Origin of the sequence: Pseudoalteromonas sp. S3178 (assembly GCF_005886985.1) — a bacterium.
GTDB classification, from domain to species: domain Bacteria; phylum Pseudomonadota; class Gammaproteobacteria; order Enterobacterales; family Alteromonadaceae; genus Pseudoalteromonas; species Pseudoalteromonas carrageenovora.
On the sequence record NZ_PNCW01000062.1, the window covers coordinates 69,605 to 88,686 of the forward strand.

The following is a 19,082-nucleotide window of genomic DNA, read 5'->3' on the forward strand; positions in this document are numbered from 1 at the left end:
AGTAAGATACCTTGTTAAGATTCGTTTAAACGATTATGGTTTAAAAGAATGTAGTCTGTTTTGTGCTTTTAACACACCGTCTTTTGCAAGTATTTCCATACAGCGAACTGCTTCATCAACAGCGGCATCCATTTTTTCTTGGTCTTCTTTGGCTGCTTTTCCAAGCACCCAACCAGTAACCATTTCACGATGCCCCGGATGACCTACACCTATGCGTAAACGCATAAAGTCTTTTTGATTTGCCATTTTAGCAATAATGTCTTTTAAACCATTATGACCGCCGTGTCCGCCACCTTTTTTTAATTTGGCAACGCCTGGGTCTAAATCCAATTCGTCGTGAGCTACTAAAATGTTTTCCACGGGGATTTTGAAAAAATTAGCTAAACTACCGACCGCTTTACCACTTAGATTCATGTAAGTAGTGGGGATCAATAATTTGAATTCTTGGCCTTGGATAATCACTTTGCCAGTAAGGCCGTGATATTTAGGATCGTGTTTTAGGGTGCAGTTATAGCGTGCAGCGAGTTGCTCGATGAACCAAGCACCTGCATTGTGGCGTGTGTTTGCGTATTCGGGGCCTGGATTAGCCAGGCCCACAAGCATTTGAATAGAATTCAAGGTGCGAACCTTAAATATTATTCAGCAGCGTCTGCAGCGTCGTCTTCAACTGGTGCAGACTTATTAGCTTTGATAGTCAAGATTGACTGATCGTGGCCTTCGCCTTTACCTAGTTCAACTGAGCTAACGCCTTTTGGAAAAGCAAGGTCAGAGATGTGAATTGAATCACCAACAACTAGCTCAGAAACGTTTACTTCGATGAATTCTGGAAGTGCTTTTGGAAGACAAGAAACTTCAACTTCAGTTAACTGGTGAACTACAGTTGCGCCAGCTTTAGTTACGATTTCTTCACCGATGAAGTGAAGAGGAACTTTAGTTGTAAGTTTATGAGTTGCGTCTACACGTTGGAAATCAAGGTGAGTAAGCTTAGGCTTGAATGGGTGACGTTGAATATCTTTTAAGATAGCTTCAACTTTCTCGCCGCCTACGTTAAGTGTAAGAATATGAGTGTAGAAACCTTCATCTTCTTGTGCTTTGATCATATCTTTATGAGCAAAAGTAAGAGATAAAGCTTCTTTGTCAGCTCCGTAAAGGATTGCAGGAACTTTGTCTTCGCGACGTAGGCGGCGGCTCGCACCAGTACCAGTTTCTACGCGAAGTTCAGCGTCATATGTATAAGTTGTGTTAGACATGATGTCTCCAATTATTTAAAAGTTTAGGGCCTTTGCGACCAAGGTCCCTAGCCAAAAGGCGCGCTATCATACCACCGCACCCCAACAAAATAAACATCGCTTACAAAAAAAGCGCCAAAAGGCGCTTTTATACTCAAAAATGCTTAATCTTAGTGTTCAAACATCGCTGAGATAGATTCTTCGTTGCTAATACGACGAATAGTTTCTGCTAACATGTCAGCAAGCGTAAGCACCTTCACTTTATCAAGGGCTTTAAGCTCGTCAGATAGCGGGATTGAGTCGGTAACAATTACTTCGTCAATCATTGAATCACGTAGGTTTTCTGCTGCTTTACCAGAAAGAATAGGGTGCGTTGCGTATGCGAATACGCGTTTTGCGCCATGTTCTTTAAGTGCTTCAGCGGCTTTACATAATGTACCACCGGTATCAATCATATCATCTACGATAATACAATCACGACCTTCTACGTCACCAATAATATGCATTACTTGAGAAACGTTTGCTTGTGGGCGACGTTTATCGATGATTGCTAAATCTGTGTCGTGTAGTAGTTTTGCAATTGCACGCGCACGTACAACACCGCCAATATCTGGAGATACTACAACAACGTCTTCAAAATCACGTTCTTCCATATCTTCAAGTAATACAGGGCTACCAAATACGTTATCTACTGGTACATCAAAGAAGCCTTGGATTTGTTCTGCGTGTAAATCAACCGTAAGAACACGGTCAACACCTACACTTGATAAGAAATCGGCAACAACTTTAGCGGTAATTGGAACACGAGCAGAGCGTACACGACGATCTTGACGCGCATAACCAAAATAAGGAATGACGGCAGTAATACGACCTGCAGATGCACGACGTAGAGCATCAACCATAACGATAAGTTCCATTAGGTTATCGTTTGTAGGGGCACAGGTTGATTGCAATATAAAAACATCCGAGCCACGAACATTTTCATTTATTTGAACACTGATCTCACCGTCGCTAAAACGGCCAACAACAGCATCGCCTAATTCAATATATAATCGTTTTGCAACTTTTTGAGCTAACTCAGGTGTTGCGTTACCAGCGAAGAGCTTCATGTCAGGCACGGTAGGGTTCCTCAGGCACTGAATTTTTGGACTAACCAATAATGATAATTACCACTAGAGGTTAACTTATGATTACTTGTACGTTACTTCATTGATCGAATATGGCGGTTAGCTCCGTATGAGCAGGTGAGACATTTGCGCTAGAAGCGACAAAACCCTGCCAAGTATGGGGGAGATTATCAAGTACATCTTGTGCTTGAACTTGACTTGCAAATTCTACAAAACAACATGAACCTGTTCCGGTCATCTTCGACGGGGCGTATTTTAGCAACCACTGAAGGGTTTTTTCAACCTCGGGGCAAAGCTTTTTAACTAAAGGCTCACAATCATTAGTTAAACTATGCTGCTGCCAGTTGCCAATAATTTTTGGTGTGTCGCGTTTTAAATCGGGATGGGTAAAAATCTTTGCCGTACTTACGTGCTGATTTGGATGAACAACACAGTACCATTTTTTCTCAAGTGTTACGTGGTGTAATTGTTCTCCAATACCGTGTGCTATGGCGCTTTTACCTTGAATGAACACCGGTACATCAGCACCTAATTGAAGGCCTAATTTGGCGAGTTCTGTTAAGTCTAAATCAAGGGACCACATTTTATTTAGCGCTAATAATGTTGTTGCAGCATCTGAAGAACCCCCTCCAACACCGCCTCCCATTGGCAAACGTTTAGTTAAATTTATTTTTACGCCGAAGGAGGTTTTGCTGTGGGTTTGTAATAAATGCGCTGCTTTATAGATTAGATTATCACTTAAGGGTATGTCTTTAGTATCACCTGTTATAGAAATATTCGCATCATTAGTTAATTCAAAATGCAGGGTGTCACCAAAATTTAAAAAGGTGAATAAGGTTTCTAATTCGTGATAGCCATCATCCCGGCGGGCATTAATATGTAAAAATAAATTGAGTTTTGCAGGAGCAATAACAGAAAAAGAAGTTGTGCTATTCATGCTTAAAATAACCTGAAATTTAGATAATGAATCTATCTCGCGTTGCTATCCTCAGTACTAACTGCGTTAAGGCTACCCTGAGTAGGAAAGCTTTAATGCGTAAATTTATTATGCGTGCACTGAAAATATCTGACTAGAGAAAAATAAGTTTAAATGTTCTACGATTCAACTAAGTTAGTTAATCTTTTAACCCAGTTTGGGTTATACCAATTCACAATAATACTTAATCATTTTCAGGGGCTAAACGTGTCGCTATCTGCGTTAAAAAATTCTCATTTAGAACAACTAAATAGCGAATTTTTTGCCTTGCTATCAACACGTTTATCCGCCCTCAAAATAGATCACTTAATTATGCGGATTGGTATTAATTAAATTGCCAATCATAGAGTTGAATTTTAATTTTTATTTGTTGATGCTTCAAAGTAAGCTTTGTTGGTAACCAATAACCATTACTTTGTATATAAGTGCCGTAATCTATTTGCCACTTTTTACCTGTTTTATCAAACCACAACACTTGTTTAGCACGACCTAGCTCATCAACCACTAAGCTTTGATCGTCTATGGTGCCTTTTAGCCAATTATCGGCGTTGTCTACTGGTAAGGTAAAGCCTGTTAGGCGTTTTAAAAGTGCTGAGGCATTAGTATCAAAATACTCATCGCCATCAAATTCAAGCTCAGCCCCATTTACTGTTTGCTTGAGTGATAAAATGCGTGTACCAATAAATGTAGTTAAAATTAAATTATTGGTTTTTGTTGTTTGCTGCCAATTTAAGTTTGCAGATTGGCGTTCTTCTGGACTTATAAAAGCAAGTTTTCCTTCAACCTGCCAAGTTTTTTGCGCACTAAGGCGCGGTTTCCAATCATCATAAAGTGTTGTTTTTGTATCAATTTGATGAGCACAGCCCCCTAAAAACAAAAAAAACATGAATAAAATCAAATATTGTCGAATCAAATGTTGTTCCTTACTTTCCATATTCCGCTGATTTTTGGTAAAATTGCCGCCTTTAAAGTAGGGCTCAGCAATATTTGGCAAATATGACCATAATAGCACTAGGTATAAATCACAAAACCGCATCCGTAGAACTACGTGAAAAAGTGGCTTTTTCGCCTGAGCAAATTTCAGAGGCGTTGCAACAATTAAGTGGCCATGCCGACTTTAATGAAGCGGTTATTGTGTCTACCTGTAACCGAACCGAAATCTATTGTAGCCTTGCTCAGCAAAATTCCCAAACACTGTTATCGTGGCTTGCCAGTTTCCATGGTTTGGATGAACATGAACTGAGTAAAAATATTTACTGTCACGAAGATAGCGCAGCTATAAATCATTTAATGCGTGTTGCGTGTGGACTCGATTCTTTAGTTCTGGGCGAGCCGCAAATTTTGGGGCAAATTAAGCAATCTTTTTTTAGTGCTAAAACGCATGATGCTATAGGCGTTACATTTGATAGGTTGTTCCAAAAAACGTTTTCGGTTGCTAAACAAGTTAGAACAGAAACTGATATAGGCGCAAGTGCGGTATCGGTGGCGTTTGCTGCGGTTAATTTAGCAAAGCACATTTACGGTAAGCTTGATAAAACCAATGTTTTATTAATTGGTGCTGGCGAAACAATAGAATTAGTTGCAAAGCATTTATACCAAAATGAGCCACAAAATATTACGGTGGCGAACAGAACCATTGAGCGTGCTCGTGGATTAGCTGACGAAGTGTCGGCAGATGTAATTGCTTTAGCGCAATTACCAGAGCGTTTGCATAAGGCCGATATTGTAATCAGTTCGACAGCCAGTACGTTACCAATTATAGGTAAAGGTGTTGTTGAGCAGGCATTAAAGCAGCGCCGCCATAAACCTATGCTATTTATAGATATTGCAGTACCACGTGATATTGAAAGCCAAGTAGGAGAGCTTGATGCTGCCTATTTATATTCCGTTGATGACTTACAAGCTATTGTAAGCGAGAATATGGCCGCTCGGGAGCAAGCTGCACAGCAAGCACAAATAATTATTAGCGAACGCACCAAAGAATTTGCAATGTGGATGCGCTCGCTCGATTCGGTCGATTTAATTCGCCATTATCGAAATGATGTACAAACAATTAAATCAGAACTTGTAGAGCGTGCTGTTAGTCAGCTAAATACAGGTAAAGATGCAGAAAAAATTATATTAGAGCTCGCCAATAAATTAACCAATCGCTTAATGCACGCGCCTACCCGTGCTATTCAAGATGCAGCGAAAAAAGGTGAAGTGGCACAGCTAAACCAGTTGAAAAAAATGTTAGGTATTGATCAGGAATAACCGTTAAATGAAAGAGTCTGTTTATAATAAGTTAGAAACCTTAATAGAGCGTTATGAAGAAGTACAAGCGCTACTAAGCGACCCGTCGGTCATTAGTGATCAAAACCGTTTTCGTGCGCTATCTAAAGAGTATTCGGAGCTTGAAGAAATCGTTAAGACGTTTTTATCGTTCAAGGGTACACAAGATGATTTAGCCAGTGCTGAAGAAATGCTTAAAGATTCAGACCCTGATATGCGTGAAATGGCGCAAGAAGAATATAAAGAAGCTAAAGCGCAAATTCTAACGCTAGAAGACGAACTTCAAGTATTAATGTTACCTAAAGATCCTAAAGATAATAACAATGTATTTTTAGAAGTACGCGCAGGTACAGGTGGTGATGAAGCGGCTATATTTGCTGGTGATTTATTTAGAATGTACAGCCGTTTTGCTGAAACGCAAAAGTGGAAACTTGAAGTGGTTACTACTAACGAAGGTGAACACGGTGGTTATAAAGAAGTAATCGCTAATATTAGTGGTGAAGGCGTTTACGGTAAGCTTAAGTTTGAATCAGGTGTACACCGTGTTCAACGTGTGCCAGAAACCGAATCGCAAGGGCGCGTGCATACATCTGCATGTACTGTAGCAGTAATGGCAGAAGTGCCAGAAGCGCAAGCGATTGAAATTAACACCGCGGATATAAAAGTAGATACTTTTAGAGCGTCGGGCGCTGGTGGTCAGCACGTAAATAAAACTGACTCAGCAATCCGTATTACGCATTTACCAACCGGTGTTGTGGTTGAGTGTCAGGATGAGCGTTCGCAACATAAAAACCGTGCTAAAGCGATGTCAGTACTTGCAGCGCGTTTGCAACAAGCTGAAGATGAAAAACGCCATGCTGCAGAGGCCTCTGAGCGTCGTAACTTAGTTGGTAGCGGTGATCGTTCTGAGCGTATCCGTACTTACAATTACCCACAAGGTCGTATTACCGATCACCGTATTAATTTAACGCTTTATCGTTTAAATGAAGTAGTAGCGGGTGATTTAGGTGCAATTGTAGACCCATTAATGCAAGAACATCAGGCAGATTTATTGGCTGCGATGGGCGACGATTAATAGTGAGCCTCACTCTTGAACAAGCAATTGCTGCAGGTGCTGATTTATTAGCATCTAGCAGCGAAAGCGCCAAATTAGACGCACAAGTTTTACTTCTTCATATACTTCAAAAACCTCGTAGCTACCTTTTTACTTGGCCAGAGCATGCGCTTAGTAATGAGCAGCAGTCGCAATTTAATGTACTTCTTCAAAGACGTTTAAAAGGTGAGCCAGTGGCCCACATTACAGGGCTACGTGAGTTTTGGAGCTTGTCGCTTGAAGTAAATGCAACAACGCTAATTCCTCGCCCTGATACTGAAACCTTGGTTGAATGCGCATTAAACATGGCTATGCCCGATACTGCAAAAGTACTTGATTTAGGCACGGGAACAGGAGCAATAGCGCTAGCATTAGGTAGCGAGATGCCTAATTGGCAAATAGTAGCGGTAGATAGAGTAACTGAAGCGGTAGCACTTGCTAATAAAAATCAGCAGCGTCTAGGAATTAATAATGTACACGTTAAGCAAAGTAATTGGTTTAGTGCTTTGCAAGGCGAGAGATTTAATTTAATTGTCACTAACCCTCCTTATATTGAGCAAGATGATATACACCTTAATCAAGGTGATGTTAGGTTTGAGCCTCTATCAGCATTAGTGGCCGATGACGCCGGAATGTCTGATATTAAACAAATAATTACACAATCACGTGACTATTTGCTATCTAGTGGCTATCTTTTAATAGAACACGGTTTTGAGCAAGCTGAAGCTGTTCGTCATTTGTTTAAAGAGATGGCGTTTATAAATATTAAAACAGTTAAAGACTTTGGTAACAATGACCGTGTAACGCTTGCACAGTGGCCCTAAAGAATAATAATTGCCTACTAGTGCGTTAAATAATGCCATGAAGGAATTCCTATTATGATGGGTGATTTTTTATTTTCAGATGAACCAGAAGAGTCGGTCAGTGAGATTGAACACGGTACCTGGAAAGTATTAATCGTTGATGATGAGCCTGAAGTTCATGCTGTTACTAAACTTGCATTGAGTGACTTTGAGTTTCAAGACAAACGTTTAGAGTTTATTAGCGCTTATTCGGGTGCTGAAGCAAAAGAGCTCGTTAAAGAGCATCCTGATGCAGCTATTGTACTGCTTGATGTAGTAATGGAAACAGACGACGCTGGTTTACAAGTTGCTAAGTTTATTCGCGAAGAGGCTAAAAATAATCATATACGAATTATTTTAAGAACCGGCCAGCCAGGCCAAGCCCCTGAACGCCAAGTAATTATTAATTACGATATTAACGATTACAAATCAAAAACTGAGCTTACTGCTCAAAAGTTATTTACTGTAATAATGTCGAGTTTGCGCTCATACCGGGACATTATTTCAATTGAGCAATCTCGCGAAGGGCTTGAAAAAATAATCACCGCATCTCGCGATATATTCTCAGCTCATTCAATAGAAAACTTTATTGAAGGAGTCATGCAGCAATTAACGTCTTTATTAGGTATTGCCGATCAAGCAATGTATGCAACGACTTTAGTTGCCCAAAACCCTGAACAAGAAAATAATAAAAAGCTCATTGTGTGCTCTGGTACTGGTGATTTTGAGCAAAGTGAAGGTAAAGAGCTTGAAGATGTTTTACAAACAGAGCAATTAAGTGCCTGCCAACAAGCGCTTAATGAAAAGAGCATTATTTATAAAGACAATTACTTATTTGCGTATTGCAGCAGTGAGTACAATCACAACTCAATGTTGTTTATATCAGGTATTCCAAAAGACTTAACACCTACACAGCGACATTTAATCGAAATTTTTTCTCAAAACGTGCAACTTGCGTTTGAAAACGTTCAGCTGCAATCGGAAATAGAAGCAACCCAGCAAGAGCTTGTGTATAGGCTTAGTGAAGCTGTTGAACAGCGTTCAACAGAAACAGGTAATCATGTTAAACGAGTTGCGCATATTTGCCATATATTAGCCCAGGGTTACGGGTTATCTAAACACGATGCCGATTTAGTTAGGCTCGCATCGCCGCTGCATGATGTAGGTAAAGTGGGTATTCCGGATGCCGTATTAAATAAGCCTGCAAAATTAGATGCTCAAGAATGGGAAATAATGAAAACCCATACTGATAAAGGCTATGTTATTTTAAAAGATTCTCCACATGAAATTGTTAGTGCCGGAGCCGTTATAGCAAAAGAGCACCACGAAAAGTGGGATGGCTCTGGTTATCCGCAAGGGCTAAAAGGTGATGAAATAAACGTTTTTGGCCGAATTGTTGCGCTTGCCGATGTATACGATGCACTGCGCCATAAACGATGTTATAAAGAGCCTTGGACATTGCAAAATGTTGTTGATGAAATTAACGGCCAAAAAGGCACACACTTTGAGCCAAAATTGGTTGAAGTGTTTAATGAGAAGCTAAATGAGTTAGAGGCGGTACTTAGCTGTTACCCTGACTAGTTTTATTTAAAACAGAAGATTAGAGGCATATGGATTATATAGCAGTAAAACACTCGCACATGGCTATTGCGTTATTGAGTGTGATTTTATTTTATGTTCGCGCTTTTTCGCGCATGGGTAGCGGTAAATTAGCAAAAAATAAAGGGGTGATGATTGGCAGTCATAGTATAGATACACTGTTACTAGTAACTGCTTTAACTCTTGTTTTTATGGCTAAAATTAATCCATTTGAACAGCTTTGGCTGTTAGAAAAAATAGTATTAGTTGTTATATACATTGCAATTGGGGTTAAAAGTGCAAGGCAAACTAATATGGTTGCTAAAATCATTTATGTTTTAGTAAACACTGTTGTTATTTTAGCGATTGGTTATTTGGCAACGTCTAAGTCGGCTTTATTGTTTTAAGTTATATTTAATTGCTTGGGCTTTACTGATTGGTGAAGCCCACTTTTTACTCCCTCCCTTATAAATTCAAGACATGACACTATTGGTATCTGACTTTAAAATTAGGTAAACTACGCCTTCGTTTTCTAAAATGTTGCAGTATGAATGACTACCCTCGGGTTTGATGAACACGATGAATCCTATCTTGATGATGCTTACGATGAGTTTACTCCTCCAGCGATTTACCGCTGTATTAAAGCTGAGTCAAAATGGGACCCTCAAATAGATTTAACACCATGTTATGAAACTCTCACTGACTTTGAGCAGCAAATTACAACACTGTGCTTAAAAGTAAGTGATGAGCACGATCGTCTCGAAAAATTATTAGATGTGTTTTACAGCGATTGGCTATTTAGCGCTTCAAGCTTAAAAGTACCAGAGTACAAACTAAATACTTTAAGTTACACGCTCTCAATGCGCAGTGGTACGCCAACCACATTAGCTATTCTACTTTGTCATTTTTTACAACAAGCAAACTTTGACGCAAACTTAAGCATTACCCAAGGTGATGTAGGCGTGCATGTTGCTATTAGTGATGAAGAAGGGTACATAATAGAGCCAAGCAGTGGACAGCAAAGCTGGTACATTATCCCTGAAAATGCTGATGAAGAAGAGGGTCAAGAACAAGAACCTTTAGAGCTAATTTTTGATGATGAATTGTACAAGTTGTTTTTAGCCCAGCAAAAGTGGTCTTTCATCAGTGAAAATAAATTTGGTCACGCTTTAACCTGTGTAGAAATGCTAATGGAGCTATTAGGCGACGACCCGTATGAGAGACGCGACAGAGGTTACTTACTCAATCAGCTTGATTGCCCTAAAATGGCACGTGACGATTTACAGTTTTTTGTTGATGAGTGCCCAGATGATCCTGCAATTGAGATTATTCAGCATCAAATAGAAGAACTAGAAGATAATAATAAAACACACCATTAAGAATAGGAATAACTATGGCTGACACCCACACTGCATTAATTACTAATGATGCTGTTGTACTTGGTTTACTTGCTATAATTTTGGGGTTTATATTTAAAACCTCAAGTAGTGAAAACCCAAAACTAAAAGCATTTTACAAATACGTACCGGCATTATTGCTGTGTTACTTTCTGCCTTCGCTATTAAATACCTTTGGTATTGTAGATGGCCATAGCTCAAACGTTTATTACGTTGCATCACGCTATTTATTACCAGCGTGTTTAATATTGCTCACTATTAGTATTGATTTAAAAGCAATTTTAAATCTAGGCCCTAAAGCACTTATTATGTTTTTAGTGGGCACACTGGGTATTGTAATTGGTGGGCCGCTATCTATTTTAGTAGTGAGTGTATTTAATCCTGATTTAGTGGGCGGTCACGGTCCTGAAGCCGTTTGGCGCGGTATGACAACTGTTGCCGGCAGCTGGATTGGCGGTGGCGCAAACCAAGCCTCAATGAAAGAGATGTTTGAAGTAGGCGGCGATATATTTTCAGTTATGGTGACTGTAGATGTAATTGTGGCAAATATTTGGATGGCTGTTTTATTATTAATGGCGGCTAATCATAAAAAAATTGATGCCGCTACAGGTGCAGATACCACGGCAATTGAAGATCTAAAAAACCGCGTTGAAAAGTACCATGCAGAGCATGCGCGTATGCCAACTCTTAATGACTACATGACTATTATTGCAATTGCATTTGGTATTACTGGTTTGGCTCATTTTTGCGCCGACTTTTTAGGGCCGTTTTTTGCTAATAACTATGCCTGGGCTAAAGAGTACAGTTTAAACAGTAAGTTCTTTTGGTTAATTGTTATTTCAACCACGATTGGTATTAGTTTGTCATTTACTAAAGTAAGACAAATTGAAGCCTTTGGTGCATCAAAAGTGGCTTCAAGTTTTTTATATATTTTAGTTGCCTCAATTGGTTTACACATGAACGTAACCGCTATATTTAGTAACCCTGGGTTATTTTTAATTGGTGGTATATGGATGCTAACCCATGCAAGCTTAATGCTTATTGTGGCAAAGTTAATTAAAGCACCTTTATTTTATATGGCGGTAGGTTCACAAGCTAATGTGGGCGGTGCTGCATCTGCGCCAGTCGTTGCATCTGCGTTTCATCCGTCGCTTGCACCGGTTGGTGTATTACTTGCGGTACTTGGCTATGGTGTAGGCACTTATATGGCTTATATTTGTGGATTAATGATGCAAGCAGTTGCACCTTAAGGAATTTAAATGAACAACCAAGTTATTAATATTAATGAAATTGAATTGGCAAATGACAAACCATTTGTACTGTTTGGTGGCATTAACGTTTTAGAGTCTCGTGATTTAGCAATGCGTGTTGCAGAGCATTATGTTGAAGTAACCACAAAGTTAAATATCCCTTATGTATTTAAAGCTTCGTTTGATAAAGCAAACCGCTCTTCAATTAATTCTTACCGTGGTCCAGGTATGGAAGAGGGCTTAAAAATATTTGAAGAGATTAAAAATACCTTTAATATTCCATTAATCACTGATGTACACGAGCCGCATCAAGCTGCGCCTGTTGCTGAAGTGGTTGATGTAATTCAATTACCTGCTTTTTTAGCACGTCAAACCGACTTAGTGGTAGCAATGGCTAAAACAGGTGCGATTATTAATGTGAAAAAACCACAGTTTTTAGCACCACACGAAATGCGTCATATCATTACTAAATTTAATGAGGCGGGTAACAACAATGTTGCTTTGTGTGAGCGTGGTTCAAGCTTTGGTTATAATAACTTAGTGGTTGATATGCTAGGCATGGATGACATGAAAGCAATGGCGCCTGTTATTTTTGATGCAACGCATGCATTACAACGCCCAGGTGGCCGTGCAGATTCGGCTGATGGTCGTCGTGCTCAAGCTGCTGAACTTGCTCGCAGCGGTATGGCGCTTGGAATTGCTGGCTTATTTATTGAGGCGCATCCAAACCCTAATGAAGCTAAGTGTGATGGCCCATGTGCGCTTGCACTTAGTAAATTAGAAGGTTACTTATCGCAAATGAAAGCGGTAGACGATTTAATTAAAAGCTTTGCACCGCTTGATACAAGTGCAAGTGATTTATAATTAATTACCTTTAAATAGGTAGATTTAAAAGCGACTCAGGTCGCTTTTTTTATGCCATTAATATACACACACATAGATGGTGTATATAATCTCACGCATAAGAAAAACTAATTCTAAGCTTGGTTATTATGTCAAGACGAGTACCTCCATTAAACGCATTAAAAGCCTTTGAAGCGGCTGCACGGCATTTGAGTTTTACTAAAGCTGCAGAAGAGCTCTACGTTACGCAGGCGGCAGTGAGTCATCAAATTAAAACACTTGAAGAACATTTAGGTTTGAAGTTGTTTTTACGTAAAAATCGCTCTTTATTATTAACTGAAGAAGGCCAAGGCTATTTTTTAGATATTAAAGAAATTTTTACTCAGCTTATTGATGCCACCGAAAAGCTATTAGCCCGTGGTGCAAAAGGTTCTTTAACGGTGAGCTTAACCCCTAGCTTTGCGATTCAGTGGCTCGTACCTCGTTTGAGCTTGTTTAATGAGCTACATCCTGAAATTGATGTGCGAATAAAAGCGCAAGATCAAGATGAAAACTCTTTAACAGATGACGTAGATATAGCTATTTACTATGGGCGAGGTCACTGGAGTGGCGTACAGGCGTATAAGCTCCATACAGAGTATTTAGTGCCATTGTGTAGCCCAATGTTATTAAGTGGTCCTAAACCTCTTGATCAACCCAGTGATTTAGCACATCACACCTTATTGCACGACACCACGCGTAAAAATTGGAAAACATGGATGAAAACCGCTGGAGTGCGAAACGTACAAGTTAACCAAGGGCCTATATTTAGCCACTCATCCATGGTGTTGCAAGCAGCGGTGCATGGCCAAGGTGTTGCTATTGGTAACAGTGTGCTGGCTAAGCCCGATATAGACGCAGGGCGCTTAGTTATTCCGTTTAGCCACAGCCTTGAAAGTAAAAACGCTTATTATTTAGTGCTTCGTGAGTCGCAAACAGAGTTAGGTAAAATAGTGTCGTTTAAAGAGTGGATGTTAAGCTTAGTAGAGCAAGAACAAGAGTATTAATAATGATTGAGTGGTTTAAAAGTACAACACAGCCTGCTATTGCGCAGTTTATATTTGCACATGGTGCCGGTGCTGGTAGTGATTCTGATTTTATGCAATACATGGCAAAAACGATAAGCGAGCAAGGCGTAGATGTAGGCTTATTTGATTTTGAATATATGCAAATTGCAAAACAAACCAACAAACGTAGACCACCTGAACGAGCCCCTAAGTTACTGAGTTATTATGAGCAAACTTTAACGCAAACGCAGCTAAATTTACCCCTGTTTATAGGTGGTAAATCAATGGGAGGGCGGATGGCTTCAATGCTTGCATGTACGACTAAGCAGCCCGTTAAAGGCGTTATTGCATTTGGTTACCCATTTCATCCGCCAGGAAAACCAGAGAAACTTCGAACAGAACACTTTGGCGATATTCATTGCCCATTTTTAGTATTGCAAGGTGAGCGAGATACATTTGGTACACGTGAAGAGCTTAAAACCCTCGCTATGCCCAAACAGCCGAGTTTTGTGTGGCTGACCGACGGAGATCATTCATTAAAACCACGTAAAAAAAGTGGAGTAACTGAACAAGAAAACCTCAAAGCAGCGGCGTTTAGTGCTATTGAATTTATAAAACACATAGTGGAGCAGAAATGATCAAACTATTTTTAATGACCGGAAGTCTCTTTTGTATGCTGTCGGTTATGTTAGGGGCGTTTGCCGCGCATGGTTTAAAAAGTCGTTTATCTGAATATTCTTTAGGTGTATTTAAAACGGCTGCTGAGTATCAAATGGTTCATGGGCTTGCGCTTATTGCGCTGGCCATTTTAATTAAATGGGGCATAAATTTAAGTTGGGCTGGTGGCTTTTTTATAGCTGGCACACTACTTTTTAGTGGCAGCTTATATTTACTTGCGCTTAGTGGAATGAAGTGGCTAGGGCCAATAACACCGCTTGGCGGATTATGTTTTATTATTGGTTGGATTGTTATTTTAGTGCAAGTTGCACGATTTAAGTTTTAAAGAGTTTAAGGGTTAATATGTCTTGTGTTGTGATTTACTGTCGTAGTGGTTTTGAAAGCGATGCTGCTGCTGAAATAACGTTTCATGCTGCCGAGCAAGGTTTTGCAGGTTATGTGAAAGCCAAACCAAATACCGGTTATGTTGTTTATGAGTGCTTTGAAGCACACCATAGTGACGAAATAATCAAAAAAGTCGATTTTAAAAATATGGTATTTGCTCGTCAATGGTTTGCCGGTAAATTAGTTGAAAATATGCCTGTAGAAGATAGGGTAAGTGCAGTGGTTGAAGCTGCTAAAGATTTTACATTATGCTCAGAGCTACGCGTAGAAACCCCCGATACAAATGAAGGCAAAGAGCTTTTAACGTTTTGTAAAAAAATATCAACACCACTTAAAAAAGCCCTCGAAAAGAAAAATATTGTTTTACGTGAGCCAAAAGCTAACCGTCCTGTAATGCACGCACTATTTTTAACGAATAACACAGCTTACGTAGGTTATTCATATAGCTTCAATAACTCAGCCTATTTTATGGGCATATTACGTCTGCGTATGCCAAGTGATGGGCCAAGTCGCTCAACGCTTAAGCTCGATGAAGCCTTTAATGTATTTATCCCAGAGCAACAGCGAGAAACACGTGTAGCAGCTGGAATGCGCGGGGTTGACTTAGGAGCGTGCCCTGGCGGGTGGACTTATCAGTTAGTTCGCCGAGGCATGTTTGTAAGCGCAATTGATAACGGCCCAATGAACGAAGATTTAATGGAAACCGGACAAGTGAAGCATTTTAGAGCCGATGGCTTTAAATACCGCCCAGAAAAAAGAAATATTGACTGGTTAGTATGCGATATGGTGGAAAAACCGACCAAAGTGACTAACCTAATGATTGACTGGGCAGTAAATGCATACGCAAAAGAGCTGATATTTAACTTGAAGCTGCCTATGAAAAAACGCTTTGATAGTGTTTATGAATGCCTGACGATGATTAAAGAGCAGCTTGCTAAATATGGCATAAGCTATGAGTTACAAGCTAAGCACTTGTACCACGATCGTGAGGAAATAACCGTTCATTTAAACGTTACTAAGGTGCCACAAAATTTGTATAGTTAAAAAGTAGAGGCTCACAAGTGGTAAAAAACAATCTAATAAAATATCTCGGTTTACTTTTTTTATCACTTTTAATAACAGGTTGTGGCGGAGGAGGGAGTAGCGACTCAAGTGATTCATCCGGCAATGCCGCTCCAGTTGTTACACTCAGTATTAGCAGCAATGTTATTGTTGCTAATCAATCATTTACTATTACAGCGCAAGCTAGTGATAGTGATGGTCAAATATCAAGTTACCAATGGCAACAGCTAAGCGGCCCTGAATTTACATTTGCTGCTAATGGCAACACGCTAACGGCAATTGCTCCAAGTGTTTCACAAGATACTAGCTTTAGCTTTTCTGTAACCGTGACCGATAATGCTGGTGCCTCTACTGAGCAAGTATTTTCCGGAACCATTACCAATCAAAATAATCCACCAACAGTTAATATTACAGGGCCAAGTAGCGCACTTGCAAATACACAAGTTGATTTAGTTGCTAACGCCCAAGATACCGATGGCACAATTAGTTCTATTACGTGGGTTCAGTCTGCAGGTGACAATGTTGAATTTTCACAAACGGATGGAGTACTGAGTTTTACGGCCCCGAATGCAGCTGAAAATATAACACTTGGGTTTAGCGTTACCGTTACTGATAATTCTGCAAGTAGTGCTCAAGCAAGTACAACTGTTTTGATAACACAATTAAACACTGCACCCACAATAAGTATAACGGCTCCAGAGCAGGCGGAGCAAAATGAACTAGTAACACTTACCGCAGAGGCGCAAGATAGTGACGGCACAATAAATAGTATTACTTGGCAGCAAACTAATGGACCTGTTGTTGATATAACACAAACAAGTACAAGCATTAGTTTTAATGCCCCTACAGTCGCACAAGACACCAATATTACATTTGTAGCTACAGCGACAGATAACGACAGCGCCACAAATAATACTCAAAAAACAGTTGTTATACTTGCACCCAATAATCCGCCCACAGCGCAAGATGTGAGTATTAATGTACAGTACAACCAAACTAAACAGTTTGGTTTGGTTATAAACGATGCCGATAACGATACTGTACAAGTTACCTTTCCAGATGATTTAAATGGCGCACAAATTAGTGTTGTCGATTCACAATCGCTTATATTTAATTACACACCACCGAGTAATAGTATTTCTTCACAAAGCTATACTTTGAGTGCCTCTGATGGTGAAGACACAATAAATTTCCTCCTAAACATTACTATCGTTGATTCTACGCCTGCAACAATAAGTAGTGTTACGCCCTCAAATAGTAGTGAGCCGGTGTTAGTTGATTCCCCTGTTAGTATTTCGTTTTCAGACATTATGCTAACTAGTTCGTTAGTAACAAATACAAGCGAGGGGGCATGTGCTGGAAGTGTGCAAATATCGGCCGATAGCTTTTCGACATGTTTGGCACTTAATGTAGAGAGTTTATCGGGCACGACGAGCGATACTAGCACGTATTTTCATAGTGTAAATTTAACGGCCACGTTTAGCGAAGATACTCAATACAGTGTGCGTGTAACCTCTGATTTAGTTAATTTTGATGATACGGCCATTGAAACGCAAACAGTGACTTCTTTTACTACTTCAAGCCAAGATATAAAAATAACGGAAATCTCTTCTGTGCAATTTAGTAACGACCTGCCTTGGATTGAAATTTATAACGGTACGGGAGCTGCGGTAAACTTGCAGAGTTATGCGCTTAAAACTCGTAGTATTAATATGGTTGATAGCTCGACTAGCGCAGAGACGATATTTTCATTGCCTAACAAAGAGCTTGAAAATGGTGAATATCTTATTTTACAAAGTAAGTTTGGAGATGAATTTTTAGCAAATGCATCACTGAATAATCCTAAGATAGCGCTTATAGGTAATACAAATGATGAAGTCAGACCTTATTGGTACATAAACGGTTTTGCAGAAATTTTAAATAGCGCGGGTACGCAAACAATCGACTTTGTAAAATTTGGAAACTCATCACAAGAGCCAGTAACGCCATCGCAATGGCAAGGAGGCAATTCAGAGCAGATCCTTTCTGAACAAGGGGGCAGCTTAAAGCGCGAACTTAATGCTACAGACACTAATCAAAGTACTGATTGGAGTTATTCTGTGTTTAATACACCCGCTGGGCCAAACAATATCAGCTGTACCGTAGACGATGATGAGGATGGCATTCCGGATTGTGCTGAGCAGGAGGGTACAACATTTGCGGGCTTACCGCTTTATGAGTGGGGAGCGCGCACCTCACAAAAAGATATATTTATTGAAGTCGATTATATGGATAGCAGTGATGTAGGCATCACTCCGCATCGAACTGCACTTGAAAAAGTAGTCGCTGTATTTGCAGAAAAAGGCTATACAGTTCACTTTGACGTGGGCGATTTATTTGATCAAAACACAAACACAGCACCGCAAAATTTTGATTTAGGTGGCGGAAATACGGTGCCCTTTAATGATTACACGCCATTTGAATACGACTTAAGCAGCCCGAGTTTGTTTGTTTATAAAATGGAATATACCGATATAACCCGAAGACCTATTTTTCATTACTTATTAATGGCCAGTAGTGGTAATGAAGACGGCAGTATTAGTGGGTCGGGTATTGCTGAAATAAGCGGTAATGATTTAATGGTCACTATGGGTGGTTGGGGTTTGACGCTTGATACGCAAGTAGCAACCAATGTGACTTACAACTATCAAGCATCAACAATATTTCATGAGTTAGGGCATAACTTAGGCTTATATCATGGCGGTAATGAAGAAGTTAATTTTAAGCCTAATCATCTAAGCTCTATGAACTATTTATATCAATTAGCAGGTTTATCAACAATAGGTAATAACGAAGGCGATCGTTATTATGAGCGTTTTTATCCAGGCAATGCTAGTTGCGATATTACACCAAATACCAATAGTCATTTAGGCTCTACAGATGACTTTATTATTGATTACTCAAGTGGTAGCTCAGCAAGTTTAGATGAGAGTACAATACTTGAAGTACAGGGTTTAAATCGAGACGGCTCACTTCCTGTTGATTTTAACTGTAACGCAATTAACACCGAAAGCTTAACAAGCTTTGATACTAACCAAGACAATACTATATCAATACTAAGTGATGTAGATGAGTGGAGCATGATCAATCTGCAGTTTTATATGCAAAGTGCAGGTAATCGGTTTGGCGTACCAAATACTAATAATAGTAAGGTGAATAATATACAAAGTTCGCCTGCAAATATTGAAACCTTGCCCAAATATATAAAAGAAGCGCAGCCAAGTAGTGCAATTATTGCTGAATTAAAAGCAATTAGAGAGCAATAGT

Annotated in this window: 18 protein-coding genes; 13 read left to right on the top strand and 5 right to left on the bottom strand. The window is 39.6% G+C overall.

What is annotated here, in order from left to right:
- Positions 1-33: 33 nt before the first annotated feature.
- The 5 genes from pth to lolB all read right to left on the bottom strand — a co-directional run bounded on the left by pth (position 34) and on the right by lolB (position 4,245).
- A complete protein-coding gene (gene pth, locus CWC11_RS16445) occupies positions 34-618 on the bottom strand; it encodes an aminoacyl-tRNA hydrolase (protein WP_058547453.1) in 585 nt (194 codons plus the stop codon).
- A gap of 17 nt (positions 619-635) precedes the next feature.
- The gene (locus tag CWC11_RS16450) at positions 636-1,250 is read right to left on the bottom strand and encodes a 50S ribosomal protein L25/general stress protein Ctc (RefSeq protein ID WP_058547454.1); all 615 of its coding nucleotides are present in this window, start codon (positions 1,248-1,250) and stop codon (positions 636-638) included.
- Between the two features lie 149 nt (positions 1,251-1,399).
- Positions 1,400-2,347, bottom strand: a complete 948-nt coding sequence (locus CWC11_RS16455; RefSeq protein WP_138683549.1) for a ribose-phosphate pyrophosphokinase — start codon at positions 2,345-2,347, stop codon at positions 1,400-1,402.
- A gap of 88 nt (positions 2,348-2,435) precedes the next feature.
- Positions 2,436-3,293, bottom strand: a complete 858-nt coding sequence (gene ispE, locus CWC11_RS16460; protein ID WP_138683550.1) for a 4-(cytidine 5'-diphospho)-2-C-methyl-D-erythritol kinase — start codon at positions 3,291-3,293, stop codon at positions 2,436-2,438.
- 364 nt (positions 3,294-3,657) lie between these two features.
- The gene (lolB, locus tag CWC11_RS16470) at positions 3,658-4,245 is read right to left on the bottom strand and encodes a lipoprotein insertase outer membrane protein LolB (RefSeq protein WP_138683552.1); all 588 of its coding nucleotides are present in this window, start codon (positions 4,243-4,245) and stop codon (positions 3,658-3,660) included.
- 83 nt (positions 4,246-4,328) lie between these two features.
- On the opposite strand from lolB, the gene hemA reads away from it, so the two are divergent.
- The 13 genes from hemA (at position 4,329) to CWC11_RS16535 (ending at position 19,081) form a co-directional block, all read left to right on the top strand.
- Positions 4,329-5,585: a glutamyl-tRNA reductase gene (gene hemA / locus CWC11_RS16475; RefSeq protein ID WP_171038440.1), complete on the top strand. Its 1,257-nt coding sequence runs from the start codon at positions 4,329-4,331 to the stop codon at positions 5,583-5,585.
- Positions 5,586-5,592: 7 nt separating this feature from the next.
- Complete coding sequence (gene prfA, locus CWC11_RS16480) at positions 5,593-6,678, top strand: peptide chain release factor 1 (RefSeq protein WP_138683553.1); 1,086 nt, start codon at positions 5,593-5,595, stop codon at positions 6,676-6,678.
- A gap of 2 nt (positions 6,679-6,680) precedes the next feature.
- Positions 6,681-7,520 (top strand): peptide chain release factor N(5)-glutamine methyltransferase, encoded by an 840-nt coding sequence (gene prmC, locus CWC11_RS16485; RefSeq protein ID WP_138683554.1) that lies wholly within the window; start codon positions 6,681-6,683, stop codon positions 7,518-7,520.
- Between the two features lie 54 nt (positions 7,521-7,574).
- Entirely contained in the window at positions 7,575-9,119 is a 1,545-nt protein-coding gene (locus CWC11_RS16490) for a response regulator (protein ID WP_171038441.1), read from the top strand.
- A 29-nt stretch (positions 9,120-9,148) separates the two neighbouring features.
- Positions 9,149-9,523, top strand: a complete 375-nt coding sequence (locus CWC11_RS16495; RefSeq protein WP_138683555.1) for a SirB2 family protein — start codon at positions 9,149-9,151, stop codon at positions 9,521-9,523.
- Positions 9,524-9,667: 144 nt separating this feature from the next.
- Positions 9,668-10,495 carry a tetratricopeptide repeat protein gene (locus tag CWC11_RS16500; RefSeq protein WP_138683556.1) on the top strand — a complete coding sequence of 276 codons (828 nt, stop codon included), beginning with the start codon at positions 9,668-9,670 and terminating at the stop codon, positions 10,493-10,495.
- A gap of 14 nt (positions 10,496-10,509) precedes the next feature.
- Positions 10,510-11,763 carry a DUF819 family protein gene (locus CWC11_RS16505; protein WP_104642313.1) on the top strand — a complete coding sequence of 418 codons (1,254 nt, stop codon included), beginning with the start codon at positions 10,510-10,512 and terminating at the stop codon, positions 11,761-11,763.
- A 9-nt stretch (positions 11,764-11,772) separates the two neighbouring features.
- Positions 11,773-12,627 (top strand): 3-deoxy-8-phosphooctulonate synthase, encoded by an 855-nt coding sequence (kdsA, locus tag CWC11_RS16510; RefSeq protein WP_058547465.1) that lies wholly within the window; start codon positions 11,773-11,775, stop codon positions 12,625-12,627.
- Positions 12,628-12,755: 128 nt separating this feature from the next.
- Positions 12,756-13,652 carry a transcriptional regulator GcvA gene (locus CWC11_RS16515; protein WP_104642314.1) on the top strand — a complete coding sequence of 299 codons (897 nt, stop codon included), beginning with the start codon at positions 12,756-12,758 and terminating at the stop codon, positions 13,650-13,652.
- A 2-nt stretch (positions 13,653-13,654) separates the two neighbouring features.
- Complete coding sequence (locus CWC11_RS16520) at positions 13,655-14,290, top strand: alpha/beta family hydrolase (RefSeq protein ID WP_138683557.1); 636 nt, start codon at positions 13,655-13,657, stop codon at positions 14,288-14,290.
- Positions 14,287-14,655 (top strand): DUF423 domain-containing protein, encoded by a 369-nt coding sequence (locus CWC11_RS16525; RefSeq protein ID WP_058547468.1) that lies wholly within the window; start codon positions 14,287-14,289, stop codon positions 14,653-14,655. Before CWC11_RS16520 ends, CWC11_RS16525 begins: the two co-directional genes overlap by 4 nt.
- 17 nt (positions 14,656-14,672) lie before the next feature.
- Positions 14,673-15,758, top strand: coding sequence for a 23S rRNA (cytidine(2498)-2'-O)-methyltransferase RlmM (rlmM, locus tag CWC11_RS16530; RefSeq protein ID WP_104642316.1), 1,086 nt, complete (start codon positions 14,673-14,675; stop codon positions 15,756-15,758).
- A gap of 17 nt (positions 15,759-15,775) precedes the next feature.
- The gene (locus tag CWC11_RS16535; protein WP_138683558.1) at positions 15,776-19,081 is read left to right on the top strand and encodes a PKD domain-containing protein; all 3,306 of its coding nucleotides are present in this window, start codon (positions 15,776-15,778) and stop codon (positions 19,079-19,081) included.
- The last annotated feature ends 1 nt before the right edge of the window (position 19,082 follow it).